Here is a 25,653-nt window from a genome sequence, read left to right as displayed (position 1 = left end):
TGCGCTACTCGTCTCGCAACTGATCAAGAACCTCGGTATCCACGCGGAACGCCGGAAGCCGGCCGTCGCTGTCGCAGCTGCCTTGCCGGTCGGGGTTCCGCCGGCAGTGGTAGGTGCCGTCGGTCACCTCTCGGAACTGGCAAACCGAGCACCGGCCGTAGCGGCGCAGCCGGGCGGCATAGCGCTTCTCGAACACGGAGCGGCTCACGCAGCCACCTCGACGGGCACTGGCCAGACCAGCCGGCCGGTCCATTCCTCAACCTTGACGGTCCCCGGGTTGCACTCCGCATGCGCGACGGCCGTCTCGTCGTCCGACAGCTGCAGCGGGTAGAAGCCCTCGGGCCGGAAGAACAGGTAGAGCTTCATGCCGCCACCCCGCTCGCCAGCGCCTGCTCTCCGTATAGGGCGATCAGCAGCGCATCGGCCCGGCCGTTGTCCTTCTTGCGGGTCAGCATGTGCGCGACCTCGGGGAACCGCTGGATGGCCAGCTGCCGAGCGGCGTCCTTGTCCTTGCCGATCAGGGCGAACTGCCGCTTCCACACCGCCGGGATGGCGCGGGTGTAAGGAACGCCCAGCACGTCCAGGGTGAAGCGGATGCCGCCGCTGGTCTCGCCGAACCGGAAGGCACTGGTGCCGCCGTCCCCCGGCATCGCGCCGACCTTTTCGACGCAGGCCGACACGTAGGCCCCGGGGTGGGCGGTGCGCTGCTCGCGAATGAAGACGGCCAGGGCCCGCGCATCAATCTCACCCCAACCGTCCACACGGCGGGTCGGCATGTCGATCATCGGGCCGGCCACGCCGTCCAGCAGGGTCACAATGGCACCGGTCAGGCCCGGGTCGATTCCGAAAGTCAGACGCAAGGCGCTCATGCCGAGCCCTCCGCGCAATCGTCATGATCAAGCTCGGCGAGCACTCTGCGAGTCTCGGCCATCATCTCGTCAACGATTGAATTCCAGCCCGGGAACGTATCGGGCCGTCCTGCGCCGCCATTGCTTCCGTCTCGAATCCAAGGCCCTTGCTGCCATTCAAGAACAATGCAGCGTTCTTTGGGCTCGGTGTAGCCATCGCCGTACGACCGGTCCAGCTCCTCCGTAATGTGCCGCCACCGGCCTGCATCAGCCACGGCCGCATCCCGCTCTGCCGTCAGGCGGTCGATGCAAGTCCCGCGTGCCTCGACTAGCAGCTCAGCCCTATCGCGCTGAGAGCGAATCTCCGCCAAATCCTCTCTCAGGCGGTCGATGGCGGATTGGTAGTCGTCCACATGGACGAATCGGCCATCCGGACAGGGCGTGATGTCCTCAACCCTTGAGCCATCGAATCCAATGGCCTCCGTGACATCCCAAAGCACCGGCTTGATCTCGTTCTCGCTCATGCTGCATTCCTCTGGTTGAGCCGGCGCAGGGTTCCGTACTTCGGGCGCTCCGGACTAATGGCAACTCTCAATGGCGCCCCTTTTGACAAGCGCATATGGGCGGTTTTGTACTTGACGCCAGTGCGTTCGCAATGCTCCGGCAACGTGGCTGTCACGCCGTCGATGGTGTAGATCTTGTTGTTACGACGATTCCGCTGCTGTTGCTTCCAGGTGGCCCAGCGGCAATTCGCGGCGCAATAACCCTTGTTGTTGTCCACGCGGTCGATGCTGTGAGCTGGCGAAGGGCGGCGCCCCATGTCTTCGAGAAATGCCTCGAATGAATCCCACCGCGGCTCGATGGAAATACCTCGCCCGCCGTAGTCCGCGTATGCGCGATCCTTGGGGTTGTTGCACCGAGAACGCATCTTCATCCAGATGTTGTACTCAGCACTTGTCGCGCCATTTCGGCGATGCCCATGAGTAAGGCGACTTCCAGCCTTGTTCACTTTGCCTCCCTTAGACGCCTGAGCGTCACGTTCAAGCCGGACAACTCGTCCATCTTCTTGATCAGCCACATGCGCTTCTGGCCGTGCCAGCCGTTGAAGCTGCCTTGGTGGCAGTCCTTGCACAGGGCCACGGTCGTGAAGTGCTGGCCCTGGTTGATGTGGTGGGCGTCACTGGGCGGCGGCGCATCGCAGATGCTGCACGGGAGCAACTTGACGGCCTCCAGGTGCGCGCGCTCTGCCGGGGTGATGGCCTTGGCGTTCTTGGTGCGCATCAGGCAATCCTCCGCGGCTGCTCACCACCGCCGGTCATCAGCAGGTAGTCCGCGCGGACCGCATCGGCCACACCGCTGATCAGGTGCCGGTCGATGTAGTCCGTCAAGCCACGGAAGAACTCGTGGAACTCTCCCTCGTCCATCTCATCGAACGCGATGGACCGGGGCACCTGCACCTCAACCGTCCCGAACTGGCCAAGGTCCACCGCCATCGGGTCGCAGAACACGCCGGCGCGCTTCTGGACCTCCTTCACCGCATCGTGGGCGGTCATCGATTCGAAGCCGTCGACGTGGTCCACCAGCAGGTAGCCGACGGCGTGCACAAGCCGATGGAAGGCAGGGTTCCGGCTCTGCTTCATCTCGGCGCGGATCTCCTTCCCGACAACGAATCGGCGATCGCGCAGCAGCCGCTGGTCGATGTCGTTGGCCGGAACCAGCGCGCCCACCAGCTCGCCGGTAGCCGGGTCCATGAGCCGGCGCACCATCAGGTACACCGGCCGCCGGGCGCGCTTGGCGCGGATCTTCTTTGCTGCAGGGGTGAGGGTCATTCGACTGCTCCTGCGGCCAGGTCCTTCCCGCTACGACGACTGCGCGGCACATCGAAGCCGTCGTCATCATCCCTGCGTGCCGCCGTCCGCAGGCTGTAGTTCGGCTTGTCGCCGAAGTAGCTCTCAAACCGGCTGCATTCGAGGTGGTGCCGCAGGTACGCGGTGCCGGTCTCACCCTGCCGGTTCTTGGCCAGGATGAATTCCGACACGCCCGGGGCACCGCAAGCGTCCTTGGTGTAGTAATCGTCGCGGTAGAGCATCGCGATCACATCAGCGTCCTGCTCGATCGCGCCCGACTCGCGTAGGTCCGCCATGCCGGGGCGCTTGTCGGTGCGCGTCTCAACGCCGCGATTCAGCTGCGACAGCGCGATGACCGGGCACTGCAGGTTCTTGGCGAGCTGCTTCAGGGTCCGCGAGATGTAGGAGACCTCTTCCGTGCGGTTTCCGACTTTGGCTGGCCCAGACACGAGCTGCAGGTAGTCCAGCGCCACAAGCCCCAGGCCGCCAGGCACCTTTGCGTGCATGCGCGATGCGCGCGCCACCAGCGCGTCGACGGGCAGCGACCCGCAATCGTCAATCGCCAACGGCAAGCCCTGGAGGTGATTCCGCGCCACGGCCAGCTTGTGCCAGTCGTCGTTGGTCAACTCCCCCTTCACCCGCATCCGCGACAGGGGAACGCCCGAGTGCATGCTCATCAACCTGGCCAGCAGTTGCCGCCGCCCCATCTCCAAGCTGAAAACCGCCACTGCCCTGCCCTGCTCCGCTGCGGCGCTGTAGCACCACTCCAGCATGTTGGCGGTCTTGCCCATCGAGGGCCGGGCGGCGATCACCATCAGGTCGGTCGGCTCCAGGCCCGGCAGCTTCACGGCCACGCTCTTCCACGGCGGGACCAGCCCGAGTTCGGCCGTGCCGTTGTAGCGGGCCTCCATTTCCTCCCACATACCCTGGATGTCGCCGCGCAGCAGTAACAAGCCGCCGGTGCCGCTGGACTGCACCGTCAGGCTGGCGAACTTCGATGCCGCACCGGAAACCACCGCTTCGGCCTCTGCGTCGTCCGCAGCGTATGCGTCGTTGGCCACGTCGGTGGCAGTAGTGATCACGCCGCGCAGCAATGCCTTGTTGCGCACCACGGCGGCGTACGCCTTGATGTTGGCCGCCGACGGCACTGTAGCGGACAGCTCAACCAGGTAGGCACCGTTCGAGACAAGATCCAGTTTCCCCGCGTTCTCGAACCAGTTGATCAGCAACACGGTATCGAACGGCTGCTCGCGGTCGGCCAGGTCGCAGATGGCCTCGAAGATCAGCTGGTGGTCCCGACGGTAGAAGTCGGCCGGGGTCAGCACGTCCCGGACGTCGCGCAGCGCCTCCGGCGCCAGCATCACACCCCCCAGCACCGACTGCTCGGCCTCGACGGAATGCGGAGGGACGCGCAGAACTGCTCCGTCATCGAGGTAGGAAGGCATGGCGTTCATGCGGCCTGCTCCTGCTCACGGGCGCGCTCCGCATCACGCTCCCGGGCCAGCTGCACGCCTGCAGTCGTCAGCTCGCAGGAGCCGGCATCCGGGAACCACCAGAGCTTGAACCAGTTCCGGCGCACGGCATCGCGGAAGTGGGCCCGCCAGTCCTTCTGCATCCGGCCGCTGTCCTTGTGCCGACCGGCAAACTCGCGCCAGGCCAGGTGCAGGTAGTCCTTCGGGATGCCGGTGTCCTTGGCAAAGGTGAAGATCGGGTCGGTCTTCGGGATCGCGGATTCACCCGCCGCCTGGCAGGCGTCGAGGAATGCAGCGAAGGTGACTTTCTCCCGCTTCCTCCGCCCAGGCTTCGCCCCCTCGGCGGTAGCCGGGGGGGTATGGGGGGGTTCTTTCTCCTGTTCCTGTTCCTGTTCCTGATTAGGCATAGCCTTCGGGGAAGGCTTGCCAGAAGGCTTGCCGAAAGCCTTATCGAAGGCCTTAGTGAAAGCCTCTCCAAGCCCGTAAACACTGGCTCTCAGGTAGTCCAGCGCCTCCCATTTCAGGGGGCATTCGGGGATCAGGTCGAACTCTGCCGCCCAGCTCAGCACCACGTTCGGCGACTCGGGGCGGTTGTGGTTGATAGCCTTCGGCACCCACACCACGCGGGCTTTGAAGTCAGCTTTCACCATGCCTTCCCGGAAGGCTTCCCCGAAGGCTTTGTCGAAGGCTTCCACGTCCCAGTCCAGCTCTTCAGCCATCGCCGCGCGACCAGCACGGAACAGGCCGGGGATCGGGCCAGTGTGCGGACCGGTGATCAGGAACAACCACAGGCCTTGTCCGCACGGCGGCATAGGGCTGAGCCTGCGGAACTTCTCATCGCCCCAGGTACGTACCTCCACCTTGCGGTAACGGCCCTTGGCTTGCCGGGTTTCAATCTCGGCCATCACGCACCCCGCAGCAGCTGCAGGCAGCCGGCGATGTACCAGAGCTGGCGGACGACGATCATGGCGCGCTCGGTAGCGTTCATGGCCAGCGCACCCCCAGCTTTGCCAGCGTCCCGCTGAGGCCAGCAAGCTGCTGCTGCAGCTCGGCCAGCGCCTCGGCAGTGGCAGCCTCGGGGCTGATCAGGAACCGCTCGATCAGGTAGTGAATCGGGGACACGTCGCGGGTCTCGGTGATGTACTTCTCCAGGTCATCGATCGACAGGCCGCGCGGCTTCCCACTGCTGTCGCTGCCGGCCAGCTTCTCGCTGAGCTTCGACGGGGCCATGTCCAACCGGCCGGCCACTGCGGTGACACCGGCGCCGGCGTACACCTGAGCCGCGATGTGTTCGCGCAGTGATCGGTTGCGCGTGAGGCCGTCTTCGTAGGTAATTTGCAGGCTTTTCATGCACTTGCCTCGTTGAGGGGAATCCTTGGGAACACGTTTTCCCCTGCGTTCCCCTGGATGGTTCTGAAAATGGCCGCACCCCAATCGGAGTGCAGCCAGTGCGGAAATCAGTTCAAAGAGCCGGAGCCAACGTCCTGACGCTTCAGCGGATGTGCGGCCGGATCTACGTGATCAGCCGCCGTGGTGATCGGGTGCATGCGCGTCTTGTCGAGCCGCGCAAACGGGAGCGCCCCACCCTTCCCTGCGTCGTTGTGCCGTTCCCAGGAGGGCGTTGAGTGGCTTGGGCATTGGGTGCCCGTCAGCCGGTAGGATTGGTGGTGCGACCCAACCAGACCACTACCGGAGACGGACATGAACTTCGAAGAACGCCTGCAGGCGCTCGAACTCGACCAGATGGAGCGGCTGTCAGCCGAGATCGCGCAGGACTGCGTGTTGATCGCGCTCATAGCGACCCATCCCGATCACCCTGCGCTCCGGGAGACTTTCCAGAGCGTGGCGAACTACCGGCTAACCCAACTTGGCGACGTAGGCTTCGACAAAGGGACGCCAGCGCAGAGCACCAGCGAAGTGTCCGCCCGACTGAAGGAACAGCTCGACGCTTGGAGTCGAAAGCTGCCCTGAGTTCCAGGAGCCGAGATAGCTTCTGCCGATCGGCATCCATCTCAGGCCGCCTCCCCTTCCGGGGCCGGGCGGGATTTCGCGGCCTTCCGGCGTGCCGCCCGCCGGGCCAGTTGCTCTGCAGCCTGAGCCATGTCGACCAGCGCCTTCCCTATCTCATAGGTCGGTTGCATCTGGTTCCGGCGAATCCGATTGATGGTGGACTGACGAGCGCCCACGGCGGCCCCAATGGCCTGCTCCGTGAGCCCCGCAGCGCGGAGGACATCGATGGCGGTTGAAGGGTTCATGGAGCCGGAAGATATCCCGTTCGGGATAGTATTGGAATCCCCAAATGCATTTTCCCCGACGAGCGGTATGCGGGATCATCCGCATATGCATGAAGATGACCTCCCCCGTCGAAACATCCGGCATCTGCTCCACTTGAGGCAGACAACCGCCGCCGACGCCGCAGTGGCCTCCGGCATTGGCCAGTCGTGGGTCAGTCGTTACCTATCGGGCAAGATCAGCAAGCCGAACCCCGAGAAACTGGGCCTGCTGGCGGCCCACCTCGGTGTCTCGGCCAGCGATCTGATGTGGCGGGACCTGACCGCCACCGATCGCCCAGTCGAGTCTCAGCCGGTGGGATCTGAACGGGCCATAGTTGAGGCAGCAGTGAAGCTGGTGCGCGAACTGGAGGCGATGTCCCCCGAGCCCTCGTCGCCAGGCGACCTTGCCGAGCGCCTTTTCGTCGCGATGAAAGTGGTTCGCGACGAGGGTGCCAACGGCATCCTCGATGACAGCAACGTAATAGTTGCACTGCGTCGCTTCGCTGCTGAACTCCGCAAAACAGGGTGAGCTAATGACGATCAGCGATGCGCGTTTGAAGGAACTGGCCACGGAAATGGCGGCAGCTATGGGCATTGCGCCCAAGAAGTCAGGCTCGCCAATGCTCGTCCGTCGGGGGAAAGTAGTTCCTTTCCAGAGAAAGGGAATGGATCCCGCTACGCGTGACATCGTCTACAGCCGCATCCGTGATCTGGCGCGGATGTACTGCCTTTCGTGGCTGATTCGACAGGAAACGGCACACGTGAATGGCACGATCGAGTGCCTGACGGACGAGGATCTGCTGGATCTGAAAGAACGGGTTGAGCGCGCACGCGAGTGTTGCGTTGAGGGGATCAGCTTCGATGATGCTGGCTTGGTTCGAGCACAACGGTTGAGCCTCTAGCATGGAGATCATAGAGAGCTGGTGGCACCGCCTGACAAAGATCGCACTCATTGGCGGCGTTGTGATGGCTTCCCTCGCAACCCTAGCCGTCTCGGCAGTCACCTGGGCACCGCCGGCATCAACCTATAGTTGGAACAGCGTTACAGAGGACACTGGTCCCTGGACTCCCTGCTCGATCACCACCTACGACAGTCCGCCCGCGTCAACCGTAATCTGCGGCGATCTCTACTCTGCGGAGGCGCTCTACTATTCCTTGGTCGAGGCTGGAAAGATTGCAGACACGGGAGAGTTCGGCGCGCTGTCGGAGCATGACAAGGCCAAGACGATGGCCGACTTCCTAGCGCGATACCCCCAGACTTACCGGACCGACCCCAAGCTCTCGCCGCGCAACGTGGCTCTTTCAGCGGGCGCCTTCCTGCTTGCAGTCGTTCTTTCTGGACTGCTCGCAGCGGGCGTTTGGCGAGTGATCCTCTACATCGTCCACGGCGGCGGAGCCAAGCTGGTGCGGTAAGCACACCCGTTCGAACCTACCGTTCGTCGGGAATTGCATAAAAATATCCCTTTCGGGATTGCATTGATATCCCGTTGTGCATATCTTTACCCCGTCGGCCCACCCGGGCCATCCACGGGGCAAGAGACATGGCTACGGCCTACGACCACTGGAAGACCACCGACGACCGGATCAGCGCCCGTGAACAGGCCCGGGCTGAGTTCGTCGCCGAGCGCACCGCCGAACTGACCAGCCAGCGGCTGGCCGACGAAGGCCTGTTCGCTGACGCCATTGCCGAGTACATGGGCGAGGACGGTGGCGAAGGCCTGGCCAAGCAGCTGGCCCGCTTCCGTGCCGCCTACGACCTCGCGGTGACCGACTGCGGCATGGCCGAGGCTGGCCGGGTGTTGTTCGCCGAACTGACCGAGCTCACCCGTGAGCGCATCGAGCGCGACGCCAGCACCGACGCCGAGCACGAAGCGTTCAAGGCCGAACAGGCTGGTCAGGAAGCGCGCTATGGGGTGGCCGCATGAGCGCCATCGACGTGATGACGAGCGTCTCTATCGGTCCTGCCGAACTGGCTGAGATGTTCTGGGAAATGAACTCTGAGCAGCAGGCGGACTTCTTCGCCAAGTTGGACGAAATCGCCGGCTACAAGCTGTGCATGCAGATGGCGGCAGTTGTCCGGGAGATTCAGGAGCGCGGTGACCGTGGCGACCACGCTGCGATGAACGGCTTCCGCACGATGCTGGCCCATTCGCAGGCCTACCACGAAGAAGCCATGGACTACCGCGTATGGGACGCCCAGCGCGCCATCGCTCGCATGGTAGAGCAGGCATGAGCGCCGTCATCCTCTCGCTGCGCCCCTTCCAGACCGCCCGCGACGCTGCCCGAAAGGTTGGCTGGGACGACAAGCTGGTCATCCGCAGCATCGTCCACGAGCAGGCCGAGGGCCGCGACGGCAACGACATCGCCGGGGCGCTGCGCCGCAAGGCTTGGGAAGTCCGCAACAGCTATCGGTCTGGCCCCCTTGGCCCGGGCGGTGCTGCATGAGCGCCTCTGTCGATGTGCAGCGTGTGCGAAACAGCCTCGCCTGGTGCTTGCTTCTGGAGCGAGGGGCGAGCCGACGCGCCCGCTACTTCGAGCGACGGGCCAACAACCCTCGCAACCCCAATCGGGCCGCGTCTGCGCGCGTCGCAGCTGGCTACCAAGCCGACGCAGCGAAGGACCGCCGACGCATTGCCGAACTGCGCGCTGAGTTGTCGAGCGCGACGGGCGGTGCTGCATGAGCTGCCGGCGCGCGATGTTCGACCTGGCCCTGTTCGCCGGCGCCGCTGCATTGGTGCTTGGTGCCTTGGTGGTGCTGCTGGTCCGCGTGGGAGGTGCCTCGTGATGGACGACAAGGACTTCATCGCCGCCATGCAGCGCGGCCTGCCGCCGATCAAGGCGCCCGACCCGCTGGACGTGCTCGAAGCCGCTGAAGGCGTGTGCGCGCAGGAGGAAGACCAGTGATCCGTCTCTGCATCTACGCCGCGCTGATGACCTTCTTCGCCGACATGTTGCGTCGCGCGGTGAAGGTCCACGCCGACTCGTTGCTGCTGCCCATCGCCGTGGTGGTGCTGGTGTTCCTGTTCCTGGTCATCAAGCACACCCGCAAGCAGTGGCGTCGCATTCGTCCGCACCAGACCTCCTTCATCCGCCCGCGCGGTGGCTTCCCGGCCCAGCGCAAGCGCGACATCCGCTGATCCCCGCCGGCGCGGCCGGCCCTACCGAGGCAATACCCATGTTCCAACTGGAAAAGCACGACTCGGCCATCGCCAACGTCAACCAGCGCATCGAGCGCCATGGCGAGGAACGCGAGCTGGCGGCCGACATCAAGTTCACCACCAGCGCCGGCAACAACTTTCTGGACAGCATCGAGAAGGGGTTGAAGGAAGCCCTGTTCCGCAAGCCCGGCAAGGGTGAGCAGCAGGACCTGCCCATCGGTGACACGCCGCTGTCGGCCGTGAAGTTCCCGAGCCTGGAGCCGCTGAAGCTGGCCCACGAGTTCACCGGCTACGAGCTGCAGATCGATGGCCTGCTGGAAGGCGTGGATCCCATCGTGCTGGTCGACGTGAAGCTGAAGCGTTTCGTCATTGAACCGAAGGAAGGCGGCAGCGTCGGCCTGTCGTTCACCGCCTCGGCCAACGTCACGCCCGACGAGCTGGCCGAGCTGTCCGAAGCCCTGATCCGCGAAGACGTGCTGCTGACCCTGACCCCGCCGAAGGCTGCTGCACAGCAGACCGACCTGGCCGCCTGACCACCTACGGAGAGGAATGCGCAGGCTGATGCGCAGCATTGAGGGATGCGAATGGTTGGTGGAACAAGCGCGGCTGTAAGACAAGTTGCCTAACTGCCCGGTAAGCCGCGACCAACCAGTAATACCGGACGACGACCCCAGCCCATCGGGTGCAACTAGGCCGGAAATAGTTCAAGCCGGAGATCAGCACCGGCCCTCTCCTCCATACACCCCGCGAGAGCGAGCAACGCCGGCCTTGGACCAAAGGTGCTGATCGGAGGCGGCAATCCTTCGACACCAGCCGGCAGGTGATTGTGCCGGCACCTCATTCCCACCGCGCCGGCACCGCCGGCAGGAGCTATCCGTGAACGCAGTAGTCGCGATTGAACCCGACAACTTCCCGCAGCCCAGCAATGAGGGCGCGACCATCCTGGCGGTTATCTCGCGTGCCGCCGCAGACCCCAACTGCGACATCGAGAAGATGGAGCGACTGTTGCAAATGCATGAACGCATCCAGGCGCGCCAGGCCGCAGCTGACTTCGCCGCTGACCTTGCAGAAATGCAGGATGCCCTGCCCAGCATCGGCGAGCGCGGCAATGCCGCAGGCCGGTACACCTATGCCTTGTGGGAGGACATCAACACCGCGGTCAAGCCGATCCTGAAGCGCTTCGGCTTTGCCCTGTCCTTCCGCACCGACTTTGCAGACGGCATCGCGGTAACTGGCGTGCTGTCCCACAAGGGCGGCCACCGGGAGGAAACAACGATCAAGCTGCCGGCCGACCCCAGCGGCAACAAGAACGCTGTGCAAGCCGTTGCCTCCAGCGTCAGCTACGGCAAGCGATATGCGGCCGGCGCCTTGCTCAATCTCACCAGCCACGGCGAGGACGACGATGCATTCGCTACTGCCGAGACGGAGGAAAAGCGCGCCGAACGCGAGAAGGCAAAGCGGTGGGTTGCCGTCGCTGACGGGCTGAAATCGCATGAGGTCTACAAGGCGAAGAAGGCCGAGGTCTTGGCCGACTACGGCGGCAATGCCTCTGACCTTCCGCCAAGTGTGCGCGCTGCGTTCAACCGGGCCGGCACAGCAACCAAGCCGCGGGACTGACATGCGCATCCTCGACATTGAGCAAGGTTCACAGGCCTGGTACGCCGCCCGACTTGGGGTCCCGACCGCCAGCGAGTTCGGCAGCATCATCACGCCCAAGAAGGGCGAGTACGCCGCGGCCGCCGACACGTACATCAACCAGCTGATCGATGAGTTGATGCGACCGGAGGCTGCCGAATCGTTCGGCGGCAACCGGCACACCCTGCGCGGCAAGGAACTGGAGCCGGACGCCCGCGAGTACTACGCCTTCGAGCAGGACGTGGTGCCCCAGCAGGTCGGCTTCATCCTTAACGACGCCGGTACGCTCGGCTGCAGCCCGGACAGCCTGATCGGCGCCGACGGCGGCCTGGAGATCAAGTGCCCGGACGGCCCCACGCACGTGAAGTGGGTTCGCGCCGGCGGCATCCCCGACGAGCACAAGCCGCAGGTGCACGGCAGCCTGATCATCACCGGCCGCGCCTGGTGGGACTTCCTTTCGTACTGCCCCGGCTACGAGCCGCTCCTTGTGCGCGTCACGCCCGATGGCTTCACCGAGAAGCTGCAGGGCCACCTCGATCGGTTCGTGCGCGAGTACCACGCCGCACGGGCCAAGTTCCTGCCGGGGGTGGCTTGACCATGCAGCGCGCCACCTACCGAACCGCCGGCATGCTCGCCGCACTGCGCCAGCCGCTGCCCGCGCACATCACGGCGCGAGACATCCTGCGCCGCCATCTGCACGACGCCGGCCGGACGCTGGATTCCCTGGCCACTGCGTGGAACTGCAAGCGGTTCAGCGTGTGGCGCATCTTCCAGCGTACCGAGCGGCCCCTGCAGCCGCATCACGTCGAGGGCGCGATCACCGCCCTTTCCTTGGACGAGTTCGACGCCAACGAGCTGCGCCTGCGTGCTGCACGCGAGGCCGGTTGGTCGATCGATCCGCAATTTCTGCTGGAGCAGAGCAATGGCTGACCGCAACCGATTCACCCGCCGCGCGCCGAAGCGCAACCAGGGACTGAGCTGGGGCCGGTATCCGACCGATGACAGCTCGGCCGTGGTCTACCGCATCTTCCGCCGCGAGCTGACCGGAAAGCTGCACATGGAAGCCCGCACGTTCTTCACCGGCAGCGAGCCGGCGCACGTCGCCAAGGTCCTGCGCAGTTTGAAGCGCCAGCTGCGCGACCGCGTGGACGAGATCGACCTGACCGCATTGGAGGAGCAAGCAGCATGAGCACCAATCCGCACGCCAGCCCGCTGGCCGCAGCCATGTTCGAAGCGTTCGCGCGCAACAGCGGCAACTCGGCTTCCGATCACTTCGACCGCAACGCCGCCGAACAATGGATGCAGCAGGCCCTGGACGAATGCCTGCCCAAGCCCGCCGCAGCGCAGGAGGCGGCGGTGATTGAACAGATCGCACAGCAGTGGGCCGGCTGCATGTACGACGCCCCCGGAGAAACCATTGATATCGGAGAGGCTATTCGTGCAGCGGGCAAGCGAATCGCCCCCGTCGCCGCAGCGCCGGGGATCTACCTCGTGTCCGACATCCTGAGCGACTTGTCGATGGTGGCGGCAAGCTGGATTGTCGAAGCAGCAGGAGCTTCGGCAGACGCGCAGAACCATTGCGCCATGCAGATGCTGGAGGCCATCGAGCGCTGGACGAGCAAGCTGCCCCTGATCGACGCCAGCCCCAAGGGCGGCAGCGATGTGGACCTGCGTGAAGAATTGAACGGGTTTCTTGAGGCGCAGGACGCGCTGGATAACTGGGAGACGGCTGGGCCTAATCGGGATCTGTACGAGTCCGTGATGGCACGCAGGAATTCAGCTCGTCGCGATCTTGATGCCGCCCTGCAGGCCACCAGCGCCGAGGTGGGGTCGTGAATGTCAATCGTGCCGTCATAGCAATGGCTCTCGGCTTGGCGCTGAGGAATCTTGAGCAGCACAAAAACTGGTGCCCGAACTGCGGACGCAGACCGAACGATCTTGCGGGAATTCTTGCGTGCAGTAACCGCGAGTTCCACAAGCAGCCCACCAGCCACGGCGCGGGGGTGTCGGAATGAAGCGGCGCTATAAGTTCATGCGTGAGGTGGTCGGGTGCGGCCGCGTCACTGCCGCTTTCGTGGCCGCGCTCAATTCGCTCTCCGATCTTCCAAGCCACAAGGTCGGGTTCATGCACATCATCTGGGATATGGGGTACGAACATGACCTATGACCAGCAGCGCGCCATTTTGTCGCTTACTGAAGCGAAAGGAATACTTCGTGAACGCGGCGAGAATTACTGCGCCATTCTTATAGCTGATGCCATCGAGATTATTTCCGCCCTGCGCGCCGCGTCGGAGGGGTTCGTGCTGGTGCCGGTGGAGCTGACCGACGAGATGTTCAATGCAGGCTTGTTCGCGCCCCTTGGGGAGAGTTCCGCCGATTTCGTCCATGGGTCATGGGCCGCAATGCTCGCCGCCCGCCCGCAGGGGGTGAAGTGATGGCCGGCGGCATGGAGTGGGTCCGCAAGAACTATGGCGTGCCAGCCAAGCGCGGTGGTCGTGTCGAGTACACCGGGGATGGCAGGCCTGAGCCTGGGACGATCATCTCTGCAACGCCGAGCGGGCACCTGAAGGTCGAGTTGGACAGCCGGCCTCGCGCCGTCAGGCTGCACCCTACGTGGAAGCTGCGCTATCTGGACGCGGACAGCCCGCAGGAGGCGAGCGATGCGTAACTGCAACGCCTGCCAGCGCCTGCTTCCCGATCTGGCCTTCCCGAGCAAGGGCCGCCAGGGCCGTGCCGGCACCTGCACCGTCTGCGTCAACGACCGGAGGCGCTATCGCATGCCACTGCCTCCGATCCCCCGCGACCCCGTCCAAATCGACCTCAACAACCGCGCGGATCGTTGGTATGGCTTTGTGCGGCCCAATCCAGGCTGGAGGATCTGATGAAGCATTCCGACATTTGCGGCCAAACCTTCGGACGGCTGACTGCTGTGCGCAGGGTCGGCACCTACAAGTCCGGTGGGGCGCTGTGGCTTTTCGCATGCGTGTGCGGTGGAGAGACCATCACTCTCGCGTCACATGCCCGAACCGGGCATACCCGGTCCTGTGGATGCTTGTGGAACGAAACACACACAATCCACGGACTCAGCCATTCGGCCGAGTACCAAGCATGGGCCGGAATGCTCGCCAGATGCAATGATCCTTCCGCGAGGGGATGGGATAGATACGGCGGGCGCGGCATTCGCGTCTGTGAGCGCTGGGCATCGTTCGAGAACTTCCTCGCTGATATGGGCGCACGACCCTCGGCAGACCTATCGATTGACCGGGTCAACAATAACGGCAACTACGAGCCATCAAATTGCCGTTGGGCCACGACTGAACAGCAGTCAAGCAACAGGCGCGACAACGTCCATCTGACATTCCAGGGCAGAACACAAACGCTTTCACAGTGGGCGCGCGAGCTCCAGATCAGCCCGGCTGGATTGCATCGCAGACTGAAGCGCCATCCAGTCGAAGTGGCACTGGGTGCAGGAAAGGCTAGCCAAAACACGCCAGTCGCCGCCCGAGCAGCCAAGCCGGCCGCCCTGTGGTTCGGGCCAGTGCGGCCAATGCTGAGGCATGCCGTATGAGCGCCGCTGAAGCGATCGACCACATTGCCATCGGTCACGACCTGGCCCGCAAGGCCGGGGTCAACCTGGACAAGGCCCGGCCACGTACCCGCCGCATGTGGGAGGCGCGCGGCCTGGCCGTGATCGCCCTTGCCCGCGGCGACCTAGCTGAGGCCCAGAAGATCATGCGGCCATTCAACCGCAACAAGAGCGCCCGTGCGGCGCTGGAAGGAGAGGCAGCATGAAGCTGATGCTGGCCCACAAATGGGCTGAAAAGTACTTCGATAAAGACAGCCGGCCAGACCAAAAGCTGATCGGCCGCTGGTGCCGCGAAGGTCGCCTCCCGTGCCAGAAGGTCGTCGGCCAGTGGTATGTCGATGAACACGCCTGGCTGGCCGGCGGTGACGACCTGGTCGCCAGCGTACTGGCGGCGGCGTAACTTGCCATGATGGGACGTGCACGCCATCCGAGCCGCCGCGACTGGCCGGCCAACCTCTATGCCCACCGCGACGGGTTCAAGTATCGGCACCCGATCACCCGCAAAGAACACTCCATGGGCAAGGACAAGGCCAAGGCCTTCGCCGCCGCCAAGAAGCTCAACGCCCTGCTGATGCCCGGGAATGACCTGGTGGGCAAGGTGCTGACCCCTGGCGAGACGGTGGCCGATGCCATCAAGGTGTTCAGGACCGACGACATCCCCGGCCGGAAGTGGGCGCCGAAGACCGCCGAGGTCTACGAAAGCGTGATTCGCCGAATCGAAGCCGGGCTGGGCGGTACCGCCGTGGCCGACGTGACGGTGAAGGCTTGTGCCACCTTCATTCGAGAGGTCACCGAGTCCGAGCGCGCGCGCCAGCAGTTCCGGCTGGTGCTGGGCTGGATTCTGGCATGTGCGGTCGAGGAAGGCTGGATCGACACCAACCCCGCGCTGTCCACCCGCAAGTTCTCTCACAGCCGGAAGCGCGAGCGGTTATCGATCGACGTCTACCGCGCCATCTGGGACCAGGCGCCCCAATGGGTGCGCAACGCCATGGACCTTTCGCTGCTGACGCTGCTGCGCCGGGAAGACGTGGTATCGGCCAGGTTCGCTGACGTGCGCGATGGCGCGCTCTGGGTGGTGCCGTCGAAGACCGAGGGTTCCACCAACGTCCGCCTGCAGATCGCTGCCACCGGCCCCCTTGGCGAGCTGCTTGCCCGCTGCCGTGACTCGGTCGTGTCGCCCTACCTCATCCACCGGCTGCCCGAGAAGGCGCGCCCCAGCAACATGCGGGCCAAGGACCGGGACCACCACACCCAGGTTCTCCCCGAGCAACTATCGCGCGCGTTCGCTACAGCCCGAGACGCCGCCGGCATCGAAGCGGACAACCCGCCGACCTTCCATGAGATCCGAAGCCTGGGCGGTGCCTTGTTGAAGGAAGCCGGCTGGACGAATGAGCAGATCCAAGCGCTGATGGGCCACAGCAACGTGGCCATGACCGAGCACTATCTGGGCGGTCACGAGGCCCCATGGCAAGCCGTCAGCACCGGCATTTCGTTGCCCAAGTAGTGGACGCATAGTGGCCACTTAGTGGCCACAACGAAAAAGGGCTCGCGACGAAAGCCGCAAGCCCTTGTTCTTAATGCAGTAATTGGTCGGGACGGCCGGATTCGAACCGACGACCCTCTGCCCCCCAGGCAGATGCGCTACCAGGCTGCGCTACGCCCCGAACATCTACTGCTTCGCCGTGAGGCGAGCTGGTGATTATACCGGCTTTCACATCGAAAAGTTCAGCGCCGCAGCAATTGCAGCACTTCTTCCAGCTCCATCCGCACCTGCTTGATGATCTGGTTGCTCAGTGCCGATTCTTCCTTGGCACCCTCGCCTTCCAGACGCAGTCGCGCGCCGCCGATGGTGTAGCCCTGTTCGTACAGCAGGCCGCGGATCTGCCGCACCATCAGCACGTCATGGCGCTGGTAGTAACGACGGTTGCCACGGCGCTTGGCCGGCTCAAGGCTGGGGAACTCGGTCTCCCAGTAGCGCAGCACGTGCGGCTTGACGTCGCACAGCTCGCTGACCTCACCAATGGTGAAGTAGCGCTTGGCCGGAATCGGCGGAAGTTCGCGGTTACTGCCCGGATCCAGCATATGCCTCCACCCGCTCCTTGAGCTTCTGGCCCGGACGGAAGGTGACCACCGTACGGGCGGAAATCGGAATTTCCTCGCCGGTCTTGGGGTTGCGGCCCGGGCGCTGGTTCTTGCGCCGCAGGTCGAAGTTACCGAAACCGGACAGCTTTACCTGACGTCCCTGTTCCAACGCATCACGCAACACATCGAAGAACGCGTCGACAAATTCTTTGGCCTCACGCTTGTTCAGACCGACCTCGTCGAACAACCGGTCCGCCATCTCCGCCTTGGTCAATGCCATGCCTGCTCCCTGTATCCCGCCTCAGCCACGGATCTTTGCGCCGTGCCCGTGATCGATCGCCGCCACCACATCGGTGACCACGGCCTCCACGTCACGGTCCGTCAGGGTGCGCGATTTGTCTTGCAGAATCAAGCCCATAGCCAAGCTCTTGAAACCCGGTTCGACGCCCTGCCCGACATACCGGTCAAACAGCACGACATCCCGCAGCAGTTCGCCGCCGGCCTGGCGGATCGTCGCCGCCAAGTCAGTCCAGCTGACCTGTTCAGCCACCAGCACCGCCAGGTCGCGGCGCACCGCCGGGAAGCGCGACAACTCGCCCGAACGCGGCAGGTTGCGCGCGGCCAACGGCGCCAGGTCCAGCTCGAAGCCAATCACGTCGACGTCAATGTCCATCGCCTTGGCCAGGCGCGGGTGCACCTGACCGATCCAACCGATGCACTGGCCGTCGCGCCAGACGTCGGCCGAACGCGCCGGATGGGCGTACGGACGCTGCGAGGCGCGGAACTCCAGCACCGCCCCGGAGGCATGTGCCAGCGACTCCAGGTCGCCCTTCAGGTCATGGAAATCGACCTTGCGCGCCTTCTCGCCCCACTGCAGGGCGGCGGCATCGCCGCACACCGCAGCGGCCACGCGCACGGTTTCCAGCGGTGCGGGCTGGCCGTCGCCCGCCTGCCGGGCGAATACGCGGCCGATCTCGAACAGTCGTACACGCCCCACCTGGCGGGCCACGTTGCGGCCCAGCGTGGCCACCAGGCCCGGCAGCAGCAGCGGGCGCATCACCGCCAGCTCGGCCGACAGCGGGTTGGCCAGCGGCACCAGCCCTTCGTCCTGCCGCCACTGCGACAGCAGCTGCGCATCGACGAAGGCGAAGTTGATGGTTTCCAGCATCTCGCGCGCCACCAGCTGGCGACGCACGCTCAGCTCGTCCAAGCGGGTTTCGCTGGGCATGGCGATGCGCGCTGCGCCACCGGGCAAGGTGGTCGGGATCGTCTCGTAGCCGTGGATGCGGGCCAGTTCCTCGATCAGGTCCTCCTCGATGGCGATATCGAAGCGGCTGCTCGGGCCGGTCACACGCCAGCCGTCCGCCGCAGCTTCGACCTGCATGCCCAGCCCACGCAGGATGCGCTCGACTTCGGCATCGGCGATCTGGATGCCCAGCACGCGCTGGATGCGCGCACGGCGCAGGCCGATCACGGCCGCCACCGGCAGGTCGGCTTCACGCACGGCCTCGGTGACCGGCGCCGGCGTACCGCCGGCCAGGTCCAGCACCAGCCGGGTGGCGTATTCGATGGCGGTACGCGGCAACTGCGGGTCCACGCCACGCTCGAAGCGATGGCCGGCATCGGTATGCAGGCCCAGCTTGCGGCCACGGCCCATGATGGCGGCCGGCGCGAAGTGCGCGGCCTCCAGGAACACGTTGGTGGTGTCGTCGGTGACGCGGGTATCGAAGCCGCCCATCAGGCCGGCCAGGCCGACCGGACGGTCGGCGTCGGTCACCACCAGGAAGCTGTCATCCAGCGCCGCGTCGCGGCCGTCCAGCAGCTTGATCGACTCACCGGCGCGCGAACGGCGCACGCCGATGCTGCCCTTGAGGGTGTCCAGGTCATAGGCGTGCATCGGCTGGCCCAGTTCCAGCATCACGTACTGGGTGATGTCCACCAGCAGCGATACCGGGCGCACGCCACTGCGGCGCAGGCGCTCGGCCATCCACAACGGCGTGGTGGCGCGGGCGTTGACGCCTTCGATCACGCGACCAAGGTAGCGCGGCGCTTCGGCACCGGCGTCGAGTTGGATCGCCAGCTCGCGCGAACCCTGCGCGGCAACGGCATCGGCCGCGAACGGCTTCACTTCACTGCGAGTGGCCGCGGCCACGTCGAAGGCGATGCCGCGCACGCTGAAGCAGTCGGCGCGGTTCGGGGTGAGCTTGATCTCGATGCTCGCGTCCGGCAGGCCGAGGTAATCGACCAGCGACGTACCAACCGGCGCGTCGTCCGGCAACTCCAGCAGGCCGGAGGCGTCGTTATCCAGGCCCAGCTCCTTGGCCGAGCACAGCATGCCGCTGGACTCCACGCCACGCAGCTTGGCCGGCTTGATCTTCAGCTCGCCGATCTGTGCGCCCACCATTGCCAGCGGCGCGACCAGACCCGGGCGCGCGTTCGGCGCACCGCAGACGATCTGCAGCAGCTCGCCCTGCCCGGCATCGACCTTGCACACCTGCAGGCGGTCGGCCTCCGGGTGGCGCACGGCTTCGACGATGCGCGCGACGACCACGTTGTCCAAGCCATCACCCAGCGCCGTGACCTCCTCGACCTCCAGGCCGATGGCGGTCAACACCGCGCTCAGTTCGTCGCGCGAAGCGGTGGTCGGTACGTGGCTGCGCAGCCAGCTTTCGGAGAATTTCATGTTGTCACCCTGATGGGAGGCCGGGCCTCCCGTTGCGGTTTCTTTTGTGCCGGTGCCCAGCGCATTGCGCCCGGGGCGGACCGACGTTCAAGCGGCGCCGGGCAAACCCCGACGCGACGGCCCGTCGCTTACGCGAACTGCTTGAGGAAGCGCACGTCGTTCTCGAAGAACGCGCGCAGATCGTTCACCCCGTAACGCAGCATCGCGAAGCGCTCCACGCCCAGCCCGAAGGCGAAGCCGGTGTAACGCTCCGGGTCGATGCCCACGCTGCGCAGCACGTTCGGGTGGACCATGCCGCAGCCCAGTACTTCCAGCCAGCGGGTGCTGCCATCGGGCTGCTGCCAGGCGATGTCCACTTCCGCACCCGGCTCCACGAACGGGAAATAGCTCGGGCGGAACCGCATCTCGAAATCGCGCTCGAAGAACGCACGCACGAACTCGGACAGCGTGCCCTTGAGGTCGGCGAAGGTGGAATGCTCGTCCACCAGCAACCCTTCGACCTGATGGAACATCGGCGAGTGGGTCTGGTCGCTGTCACTGCGGTACACCTTGCCGGCGGCGATCATCCGCAACGGCGGCGCGTGGTCGCCCATGTAGCGCACCTGCACACCGGAGGTATGCGTGCGCAGCAGGCGGCCGTCGCCGAAATAGAAGGTGTCGTGCATGGCACGCGCCGGATGGTGCGGCGGGAAGTTCAGCGCCTCGAAGTTGTGCCAGTCGTCCTCGATTTCCGGCCCTTCGGACAGCTCGTAGCCCAGGCGACCGAAGATCTCGGTGATGCGCTCCAGCGTGCGCGTCACCGGGTGCAGGCCACCGCGCTCGCCATGGCGACCCGGCAGGGTGACGTCGATGTGCTCCGACGCCAGGCGCGCATCCAGGGCGGCATCTTCGAGCAGCACCTTGCGCTCGGCAAGCGCGGTGGACACCGCGTCGCGGGCGACATTGATCGCCTCGCCGGCGGCCTTGCGCGCGTCCGGCGGCAGGGTGCCCAGCTGCTTGAGCTGCGCGGTGATGCTGCCACTCTTGCCCAGCAATGAAACGCGCAGGTTTTCCAGCGTTTCCGGGTTCTGCGCGGCGGCCACATCGGCCAGCGCCTGGGCGGTCAAGGATTGGATGTCACTCATGGAATCGACGGACCTCGGATCGGTTTGCCTTCAGCGGCCTCGCGCCGGGCCGACCCCGTCGCACCGCAGACCCTCCACCACCCCAACAGCACTGGAAGGCCACAAAAAAGAATGGGGAAGGACTCGCGCCCTTCCCCATGCATTGTCTCACTCAGGCCGCCGTGCGTGAACGCACAATGGCCATGGAAAGAACTTATGCCGCCAGTGCGCCCTTGGCCTTTTCTGCCAGAGCGGCAAAACCGGCTGCGTCGTGCACGGCGATATCAGCCAGGACCTTACGGTCCAGGGTGATGCCAGCCTTCAGCAGGCCGTTCATGAAACGGCTGTAGCTCAGGCCGTTGATGCGGGCAGCCGCATTGATGCGGGTGATCCACAGCGAACGGAAATTGCGCTTCTTCTGCTTACGGCCGATGTAGGCGTACTGCTGTGCCTTGATGACCGCCTGCTTGGCGACGCGGAAAACCTTGCGACGGGCGTTGTAATAGCCCTTGGCGAGATCCAATACTTTCTTGTGGCGGCGGCGCGCCTGCACACCACGCTTAACTCGTGCCATGGTTCAGTTCCTCAGAGGTAGGGCAGCATGCGGTCCAGACGGCCTGCGTCTTCTGCGCGGACGTGGTTCGTCTGACGCAGGTTACGCTTCCGCTTGGTCGCCTTCTTGGTGAGGATGTGGCTACGGTTGGCGTGGCCAGCCTTGTACTTGCCGGAAGCGGTCTTGCGGAAACGCTTGGCCGCCGCCCGGTTGGTCTTGATCTTGGGCATTGCTATGTCCTTGATGGTCTCTTTTCACTGGCTGGGCGGTGGCCGTGGCCACGCTTTCCGTCCTTGCCCTTGCCTGTCTAAAGCCCACACTCCCCGAAGGAGGCAGGCAGGTCCTGTTTTGACGCAAACAACAAACCCGGCGAACCGGGCCGCCCATTATGCCTTTCCTCCCAGCCACTTGCAATCACAGGCAAGCGGAAGCGGATCCTGGCTGAACAGGCACGCCAACGGGGAGATGGTCGAAACCCCTCCCCGTTCAGCAAAGCGAAGGCCCGAAGGCCGCCGGCTTACTTCTTCTTCGGCGCGATCATCATCACCATCTGCCGGCCTTCCAGGCGCGGACGCGATTCGATGACGATGTCTTCGCCCAGATCGGTCTCGATGCGGGTCGCCATCTCGCGACCCAGCTCCTGGTGGCTCATTTCGCGACCACGGAAGCGGATGTTGACCTTGACCTTGTCGCCCTCTTCGAGGAAGCGGCGCATGTTGCGCAGCTTGATCTGGTAGTCGCCCTCGTCCGTGACCGGACGGAACTTCACTTCCTTGATCTCGACCTGCTTGGTCTTCTTCTTGGCCTCATTGGCCTTCTTCTGCATCTCGAACTTGAACTTGCCGAAGTCCATGATCTTGCACACAGGCGGGTCGGCCTGCGGCTGGATTTCGACCAGGTCCAGGCCTTCTTCCTCGGCCATCGACAGCGCTTCGTCGCGCGACAACACGCCAATCATTTCACCGTCACTGCCGATCACGCGGACGCGCGGCACACGGATTTCATGATTACGACGGTTCTGTTTGTTGTCAGGGGTACTGATATTGCAATCTCCGAATGGAATCGAACCGGCCCCGGCGGACGTATCCGCGGGGCCGGGGCTCTTGCTTACTTCAATTCAGCCTGCAGCCGCTCGACGAAGGCTTCCACCGACATCGAACCGAGGTCCTCACCCGAGCGGGTGCGGACAGCCACGGCGCCGTTTTCCTTTTCGCGGTCACCCACGACCAACAGATAGGGCACCCGCTGCAGGGTATGCTCGCGAATCTTATAGCCGATCTTTTCGTTGCGCAAATCGGCGTCAACCCGGAAGCCTTGATTTGCAAGGGTTTTGCGAACCTGCTCGACGTATTCGGCCTGAGCGTCGGTGATATTGGCCACCACCACCTGTACCGGGGCCAGCCAGGTCGGGAAGGCGCCAGCGTGGTGCTCGATCAGGATGCCCAGGAAGCGCTCCATCGAGCCAACGATGGCGCGATGCAGCATGACCGGGTGCTTCTTCTGGCTGTTCTCGTCCACGTACTCGGCGCCGAGGCGGCCGGGCATCATGAAGTCGACCTGCATCGTGCCCAGCTGCCAGGTACGGCCGATGGCGTCCTTCAGGTGGTACTCGATCTTCGGGCCATAGAAGGCACCCTCGCCCGGCAGCTCCTGCCACTCCACGCCACAATGGGTCAGCGCCGAACGCAGCGCGCCTTCGGCCTTGTCCCAGGTCGCGTCATCGCCCAGGCGCGATTCCGGGCGCAGCGCGATCTTGATCTGGATGTCATCGAAGCCGAAGTGCTGGTACACCGCCAGCGCCTGCTGGTGGAACGCGGTCACCTCCGCCTCGATCTGGTTCTCGGTGCAGAAGATATGGCCATCGTCCTGGGTGAAGCCGCGCACGCGCAGGATGCCGTGCAGCGCGCCGGACGGCTCGTTGCGATGGCACGAACCGAACTCGCCGTAGCGGATCGGCAGGTCGCGGTAGCTGTGCAGGCCCTGGTTGAACACCTGCACGTGGCCCGGGCAGTTCATCGGCTTGACCGCGTAGGTGCGCTTCTCCGATTCGGTGAAGAACATGTTGTCCTGGTAGTTGTCCCAGTGGCCGGACTTCTTCCACAGGCTCACGTCCAGGATCTGCGGGCAACGCACTTCACCGTAACCGCTGTCACGGTAGACCTTGCGCATGTACTGCTCGACCACCTGCCAGATCGACCAGCCCTTCGGGTGCCAGAACACCAAGCCCGGGGCCTCTTCCTGCAGGTGGAACAGGTCCTGCTGCTTGCCGATGCGGCGGTGGTCGCGCATCTCGGCTTCCTCGATGCGCTTGATGTAGGCCTCAAGCTGCTTCTTGTCGGCCCAGGCCGTGCCGTAGATACGCTGCAGCTGCTCGTTCTTGGCATCGCCGCGCCAGTACGCGCCGGAGATGCGCATCAGCTTGAAGGACTTCAGGAAACGCGTGTTCGGCACGTGCGGGCCGCGGCACATGTCCACGTATTCCTGGTGGTAGTACATGCCCATCGCGGTGATGTCCTCGGACATGTCCTCGATCAGGCGCAGCTTGTAGTCCTCGCCGCGGGCCTTGAAGATCTCGACCACTTCCGCGCGCGGCGTCATCTTCTTGATGACGTCGTAGTCCTGCGCGATCAGCTCGGCCATGCGCTTCTCGATCGCCGCCATGTCGTCCGGCGTGAACGGACGCTCGTTGTAGATGTCGTAGTAGAAGCCCTCGGCGATGACCGGGCCGATCACCATCTTGGCGTCCGGGTAGAGCTGCTTGACCGCATGACCGACCAGGTGGGCGCAGGAGTGGCGGATGATCTCCACACCCTCCTCGTCCTTGGCAGTGATGATGCGCAGCGAGGCATCGTGGTCGATCACGTCGCTGGCATCGACCTGCACGCCATCCACGGCACCGGCGATGGTGGCCTTGGCCAGGCCGGCACCAATGGATTGGGCCACATCCATGACGCTGACCGGGTTTTCGAACTGACGGACGCTGCCGTCGGGGAGAGTGATGTTGATCATGGGATTCACCTGGAGTCACGACCCGGCGGACGGGCCTGGAAACAGCCCGACGGGCGGCTTCGATGGGGATTTGCGGGCAATAAAAAAGCGCCACGACGGCGCCTGGGATCAGGGCGGTGGCGGAAGATCAGCGATGGGCAGTGGTAGTGCTCATGTCACACTCTCGGCCGGCGCGTTGGCGCGGGCCACCTGTCAGCCGGGGGAACTGGCCCGATTCTAGCGCAAAACACGCCCGCTGACCGCCCCTCCCAGCCTCGACAGTCCCGAAGACCGGGAAACAAAAAGCCCCGCGTAGCGGGGCTTTTCTTCTACTGGAGCGGGAAACGAGACTCGAACTCGCGACCTCAACCTTGGCAAGGTTGCGCTCTACCAACTGAGCTATTCCCGCAAGCGGGATCGAACCGCTGACCTCCTGCATGCCATGCAGGCGCTCTCCCAGCTGAGCTATAGCCCCACGTTGTTACCGCGAGCCCGCCATTATGGCAGACTTTCTGTTGGAAAGGAAACTCTTTTTTCCTTTCGGACCATCCTGGGAGGATGATCTTTTCAACAGGATCCCGGCACATGACCGGGACCGTACTACAGTGATGAATGGCGTCCCCACGGGGATTCGAACCCCGGTCGCCACCGTGAAAGGGTGATGTCCTAGGCCTCTAGACGATGGGGACGCGTTATACTCATCAAGTTGTTTCCGACGATCCGAACGGCCTAATGTCCGGATTTGGTGGAGCCAAGCGGGATCGAACCGCTGACCTCCTGCATGCCATGCAGGCGCTCTCCCAGCTGAGCTATGGCCCCGACGTCGCCGAGAAAGAAATAATAGCCCGGCTTTTTTAGGCCCGCAAGACATTTGTGAAAAAATTTCTTCACATCTCGCCAGCGAACAGGTCATCGCGCCCAGGGGCAACTGGCTGAACTCCTACGCACATGGGATGGGCTTCCCGGCTGCCCCGGCAGGAAGCACGCGGCAACGTATCGGCTCAATCCCTGCGAGGAGCATCGCATGCCGGTCGTGGTCATCGTGCTGGCTTTCATCTTCATCAACCTGGGCTGCGGACCGGCCCATGCACAACAGGTGTTCAAGTGCCGCACCGACGATGGGATCGCCTATCAGTCCCTGCCCTGCGACGGCCCGCCGTTGAAGCAATGGACGGCGGCACCCGAACCGTTCGACCGGCACGCGCAGGCGCGCCTGCAGGCCATCGAGCGTGAACTCAAGCGCGCCAATGCCGTTCCGGCACAGCGGACACGGCGTTCCGGCCGACCACCCACACCCGCGGCAGGTGCCTGTGAGCTGGCGCGGCGCGGTCGCAGCCAGGCCTATGCCAAGGCCGGGCTGAAACGGGACTTCGCGCTCTCAAGCCATTGGGACAACCAGGTCCATGCCGCCTGCTGGTAGGGGCT

At 64.4% G+C, this 25,653-nt stretch carries 39 protein-coding genes and 4 tRNA genes; 21 read left to right on the top strand and 22 right to left on the bottom strand.

Annotated features, from left to right (window positions below; translation table 11 throughout):
- Positions 1-4: 4 nt before the first annotated feature.
- From ATCM_RS03780 to ATCM_RS03740, 10 genes are all read right to left on the bottom strand, one after another.
- A complete protein-coding gene (locus ATCM_RS03780) occupies positions 5-208 on the bottom strand; it encodes a hypothetical protein (RefSeq protein WP_132862907.1) in 204 nt (67 codons plus the stop codon).
- A complete protein-coding gene (locus ATCM_RS19060) occupies positions 205-366 on the bottom strand; it encodes a hypothetical protein (protein ID WP_165931114.1) in 162 nt (53 codons plus the stop codon). The genes ATCM_RS03780 and ATCM_RS19060 overlap by 4 nt, the downstream gene beginning before the upstream one ends.
- Positions 363-869, bottom strand: a complete 507-nt coding sequence (locus ATCM_RS03775) for a hypothetical protein (protein WP_132862906.1) — start codon at positions 867-869, stop codon at positions 363-365. Before ATCM_RS03775 ends, ATCM_RS19060 begins: the two co-directional genes overlap by 4 nt.
- Complete coding sequence (locus ATCM_RS03770) at positions 866-1,372, bottom strand: hypothetical protein (protein ID WP_132862905.1); 507 nt, start codon at positions 1,370-1,372, stop codon at positions 866-868. Before ATCM_RS03770 ends, ATCM_RS03775 begins: the two co-directional genes overlap by 4 nt.
- Positions 1,369-1,857, bottom strand: a complete 489-nt coding sequence (locus ATCM_RS03765) for a hypothetical protein (protein ID WP_132862904.1) — start codon at positions 1,855-1,857, stop codon at positions 1,369-1,371. Before ATCM_RS03765 ends, ATCM_RS03770 begins: the two co-directional genes overlap by 4 nt.
- Entirely contained in the window at positions 1,854-2,129 is a 276-nt protein-coding gene (locus tag ATCM_RS03760) for a hypothetical protein (protein ID WP_132862903.1), read from the bottom strand. Before ATCM_RS03760 ends, ATCM_RS03765 begins: the two co-directional genes overlap by 4 nt.
- Complete coding sequence (locus ATCM_RS03755) at positions 2,129-2,677, bottom strand: hypothetical protein (RefSeq protein ID WP_132862902.1); 549 nt, start codon at positions 2,675-2,677, stop codon at positions 2,129-2,131. The genes ATCM_RS03760 and ATCM_RS03755 overlap by 1 nt, the downstream gene beginning before the upstream one ends.
- Complete coding sequence (gene dnaB / locus ATCM_RS03750) at positions 2,674-4,149, bottom strand: replicative DNA helicase (RefSeq protein WP_132862901.1); 1,476 nt, start codon at positions 4,147-4,149, stop codon at positions 2,674-2,676. Before dnaB ends, ATCM_RS03755 begins: the two co-directional genes overlap by 4 nt.
- A complete protein-coding gene (locus ATCM_RS03745; protein ID WP_132862900.1) occupies positions 4,146-5,072 on the bottom strand; it encodes a hypothetical protein in 927 nt (308 codons plus the stop codon). Before ATCM_RS03745 ends, dnaB begins: the two co-directional genes overlap by 4 nt.
- 79 nt (positions 5,073-5,151) lie before the next feature.
- Positions 5,152-5,517, bottom strand: a complete 366-nt coding sequence (locus ATCM_RS03740) for a hypothetical protein (RefSeq protein WP_132862899.1) — start codon at positions 5,515-5,517, stop codon at positions 5,152-5,154.
- A 351-nt stretch (positions 5,518-5,868) separates the two neighbouring features.
- Between ATCM_RS03740 and ATCM_RS03735 the strand changes: the two genes are divergently transcribed.
- The 20 genes from ATCM_RS03735 (at position 5,869) to ATCM_RS03640 (ending at position 16,323) form a co-directional block, all read left to right on the top strand.
- Positions 5,869-6,138, top strand: a complete 270-nt coding sequence (locus tag ATCM_RS03735; protein WP_132862898.1) for a hypothetical protein — start codon at positions 5,869-5,871, stop codon at positions 6,136-6,138.
- Positions 6,139-6,402: 264 nt separating this feature from the next.
- Complete coding sequence (locus ATCM_RS03730) at positions 6,403-6,969, top strand: helix-turn-helix transcriptional regulator (protein WP_165931113.1); 567 nt, start codon at positions 6,403-6,405, stop codon at positions 6,967-6,969.
- Between the two features lie 4 nt (positions 6,970-6,973).
- A complete protein-coding gene (locus ATCM_RS19315; RefSeq protein WP_243693949.1) occupies positions 6,974-7,342 on the top strand; it encodes a hypothetical protein in 369 nt (122 codons plus the stop codon).
- A gap of 1 nt (position 7,343) precedes the next feature.
- A complete protein-coding gene (locus ATCM_RS03720) occupies positions 7,344-7,853 on the top strand; it encodes a hypothetical protein (RefSeq protein ID WP_132862896.1) in 510 nt (169 codons plus the stop codon).
- A 128-nt stretch (positions 7,854-7,981) separates the two neighbouring features.
- Positions 7,982-8,365, top strand: a complete 384-nt coding sequence (locus ATCM_RS03715) for a hypothetical protein (RefSeq protein ID WP_132862895.1) — start codon at positions 7,982-7,984, stop codon at positions 8,363-8,365.
- Complete coding sequence (locus ATCM_RS03710) at positions 8,362-8,673, top strand: hypothetical protein (RefSeq protein ID WP_132862894.1); 312 nt, start codon at positions 8,362-8,364, stop codon at positions 8,671-8,673. The genes ATCM_RS03715 and ATCM_RS03710 overlap by 4 nt, the downstream gene beginning before the upstream one ends.
- Positions 8,670-8,885: a hypothetical protein gene (locus ATCM_RS03705; RefSeq protein WP_132862893.1), complete on the top strand. Its 216-nt coding sequence runs from the start codon at positions 8,670-8,672 to the stop codon at positions 8,883-8,885. Before ATCM_RS03710 ends, ATCM_RS03705 begins: the two co-directional genes overlap by 4 nt.
- A 455-nt stretch (positions 8,886-9,340) precedes the next feature.
- Positions 9,341-9,577, top strand: coding sequence for a hypothetical protein (locus ATCM_RS03700; RefSeq protein WP_132862892.1), 237 nt, complete (start codon positions 9,341-9,343; stop codon positions 9,575-9,577).
- A gap of 38 nt (positions 9,578-9,615) precedes the next feature.
- Positions 9,616-10,131, top strand: a complete 516-nt coding sequence (locus ATCM_RS03695) for a hypothetical protein (protein WP_132862891.1) — start codon at positions 9,616-9,618, stop codon at positions 10,129-10,131.
- A 343-nt stretch (positions 10,132-10,474) separates the two neighbouring features.
- Positions 10,475-11,215: an ERF family protein gene (locus ATCM_RS03690; RefSeq protein WP_132862890.1), complete on the top strand. Its 741-nt coding sequence runs from the start codon at positions 10,475-10,477 to the stop codon at positions 11,213-11,215.
- A 1-nt stretch (position 11,216) separates the two neighbouring features.
- The gene (locus tag ATCM_RS03685) at positions 11,217-11,828 is read left to right on the top strand and encodes a lambda exonuclease family protein (RefSeq protein ID WP_165931112.1); all 612 of its coding nucleotides are present in this window, start codon (positions 11,217-11,219) and stop codon (positions 11,826-11,828) included.
- Positions 11,829-11,830: 2 nt separating this feature from the next.
- Positions 11,831-12,163 (top strand): hypothetical protein, encoded by a 333-nt coding sequence (locus ATCM_RS19310; protein WP_243693948.1) that lies wholly within the window; start codon positions 11,831-11,833, stop codon positions 12,161-12,163.
- Positions 12,156-12,422 (top strand): hypothetical protein, encoded by a 267-nt coding sequence (locus ATCM_RS03675; protein ID WP_132862888.1) that lies wholly within the window; start codon positions 12,156-12,158, stop codon positions 12,420-12,422. Before ATCM_RS19310 ends, ATCM_RS03675 begins: the two co-directional genes overlap by 8 nt.
- Complete coding sequence (locus ATCM_RS03670) at positions 12,419-13,069, top strand: hypothetical protein (RefSeq protein ID WP_132862887.1); 651 nt, start codon at positions 12,419-12,421, stop codon at positions 13,067-13,069. Before ATCM_RS03675 ends, ATCM_RS03670 begins: the two co-directional genes overlap by 4 nt.
- Positions 13,070-13,244: 175 nt before the next feature.
- Positions 13,245-13,400, top strand: coding sequence for a hypothetical protein (locus ATCM_RS19220; protein ID WP_207911770.1), 156 nt, complete (start codon positions 13,245-13,247; stop codon positions 13,398-13,400).
- On the top strand, positions 13,390-13,668 hold the full coding sequence (locus ATCM_RS03665; RefSeq protein ID WP_132862886.1) for a hypothetical protein: 279 nt from the start codon (positions 13,390-13,392) through the stop codon (positions 13,666-13,668). The genes ATCM_RS19220 and ATCM_RS03665 overlap by 11 nt, the downstream gene beginning before the upstream one ends.
- Positions 13,669-13,893: 225 nt before the next feature.
- Entirely contained in the window at positions 13,894-14,115 is a 222-nt protein-coding gene (locus tag ATCM_RS03655) for a hypothetical protein (RefSeq protein WP_132862884.1), read from the top strand.
- Positions 14,116-14,797: 682 nt separating this feature from the next.
- The gene (locus ATCM_RS03650; protein ID WP_132862883.1) at positions 14,798-15,025 is read left to right on the top strand and encodes a hypothetical protein; all 228 of its coding nucleotides are present in this window, start codon (positions 14,798-14,800) and stop codon (positions 15,023-15,025) included.
- Positions 15,022-15,219, top strand: a complete 198-nt coding sequence (locus tag ATCM_RS03645; protein WP_132862882.1) for a hypothetical protein — start codon at positions 15,022-15,024, stop codon at positions 15,217-15,219. Before ATCM_RS03650 ends, ATCM_RS03645 begins: the two co-directional genes overlap by 4 nt.
- A 6-nt stretch (positions 15,220-15,225) precedes the next feature.
- Complete coding sequence (locus ATCM_RS03640) at positions 15,226-16,323, top strand: tyrosine-type recombinase/integrase (protein WP_132862881.1); 1,098 nt, start codon at positions 15,226-15,228, stop codon at positions 16,321-16,323.
- 83 nt (positions 16,324-16,406) lie between these two features.
- On the opposite strand, the gene ATCM_RS03635 is transcribed toward ATCM_RS03640, so the two are convergent.
- The 12 genes from ATCM_RS03635 to ATCM_RS03575 form a co-directional block, all read right to left on the bottom strand.
- Positions 16,407-16,483: transfer RNA gene (locus ATCM_RS03635), tRNA-Pro, on the bottom strand.
- 61 nt (positions 16,484-16,544) lie between these two features.
- Positions 16,545-16,901, bottom strand: a complete 357-nt coding sequence (locus tag ATCM_RS03630) for a MerR family transcriptional regulator (RefSeq protein ID WP_132862880.1) — start codon at positions 16,899-16,901, stop codon at positions 16,545-16,547.
- A complete protein-coding gene (locus tag ATCM_RS03625; RefSeq protein WP_054657702.1) occupies positions 16,882-17,181 on the bottom strand; it encodes an integration host factor subunit alpha in 300 nt (99 codons plus the stop codon). The genes ATCM_RS03630 and ATCM_RS03625 overlap by 20 nt, the downstream gene beginning before the upstream one ends.
- A 21-nt stretch (positions 17,182-17,202) precedes the next feature.
- On the bottom strand, positions 17,203-19,584 hold the full coding sequence (gene pheT, locus ATCM_RS03620; protein WP_132862879.1) for a phenylalanine--tRNA ligase subunit beta: 2,382 nt from the start codon (positions 19,582-19,584) through the stop codon (positions 17,203-17,205).
- A gap of 128 nt (positions 19,585-19,712) precedes the next feature.
- Positions 19,713-20,708, bottom strand: a complete 996-nt coding sequence (gene pheS / locus ATCM_RS03615) for a phenylalanine--tRNA ligase subunit alpha (RefSeq protein ID WP_132862878.1) — start codon at positions 20,706-20,708, stop codon at positions 19,713-19,715.
- Positions 20,709-20,901: 193 nt separating this feature from the next.
- Complete coding sequence (gene rplT / locus ATCM_RS03610) at positions 20,902-21,261, bottom strand: 50S ribosomal protein L20 (protein WP_054657697.1); 360 nt, start codon at positions 21,259-21,261, stop codon at positions 20,902-20,904.
- Between the two features lie 11 nt (positions 21,262-21,272).
- The gene (gene rpmI / locus ATCM_RS03605) at positions 21,273-21,470 is read right to left on the bottom strand and encodes a 50S ribosomal protein L35 (RefSeq protein WP_010342861.1); all 198 of its coding nucleotides are present in this window, start codon (positions 21,468-21,470) and stop codon (positions 21,273-21,275) included.
- A 287-nt stretch (positions 21,471-21,757) separates the two neighbouring features.
- On the bottom strand, positions 21,758-22,282 hold the full coding sequence (gene infC, locus ATCM_RS03600; RefSeq protein WP_243694071.1) for a translation initiation factor IF-3: 525 nt from the start codon (positions 22,280-22,282) through the stop codon (positions 21,758-21,760).
- 65 nt (positions 22,283-22,347) lie between these two features.
- A complete protein-coding gene (gene thrS, locus ATCM_RS03595; protein ID WP_132862876.1) occupies positions 22,348-24,249 on the bottom strand; it encodes a threonine--tRNA ligase in 1,902 nt (633 codons plus the stop codon).
- Positions 24,250-24,561: 312 nt separating this feature from the next.
- A tRNA-Gly gene (locus tag ATCM_RS03590) sits at positions 24,562-24,637 on the bottom strand.
- A gap of 204 nt (positions 24,638-24,841) precedes the next feature.
- Positions 24,842-24,917, bottom strand: a tRNA-Glu gene (locus ATCM_RS03580).
- A 54-nt stretch (positions 24,918-24,971) separates the two neighbouring features.
- Positions 24,972-25,047: transfer RNA gene (locus ATCM_RS03575), tRNA-Ala, on the bottom strand.
- Positions 25,048-25,252: 205 nt separating this feature from the next.
- Between ATCM_RS03575 and ATCM_RS03570 the strand changes: the two genes are divergently transcribed.
- The gene (locus ATCM_RS03570) at positions 25,253-25,648 is read left to right on the top strand and encodes a hypothetical protein (RefSeq protein WP_132862875.1); all 396 of its coding nucleotides are present in this window, start codon (positions 25,253-25,255) and stop codon (positions 25,646-25,648) included.
- Positions 25,649-25,653 lie beyond the last annotated feature (5 nt).

It is taken from the genome of Stenotrophomonas sp. ATCM1_4 (genome assembly GCF_004348115.1).
Classification (GTDB): domain Bacteria; phylum Pseudomonadota; class Gammaproteobacteria; order Xanthomonadales; family Xanthomonadaceae; genus Stenotrophomonas; species Stenotrophomonas capsici.
The sequence above is the reverse complement of the archived record's forward strand: the minus strand, read 5'-3'. Positions and strand labels throughout refer to the sequence as shown.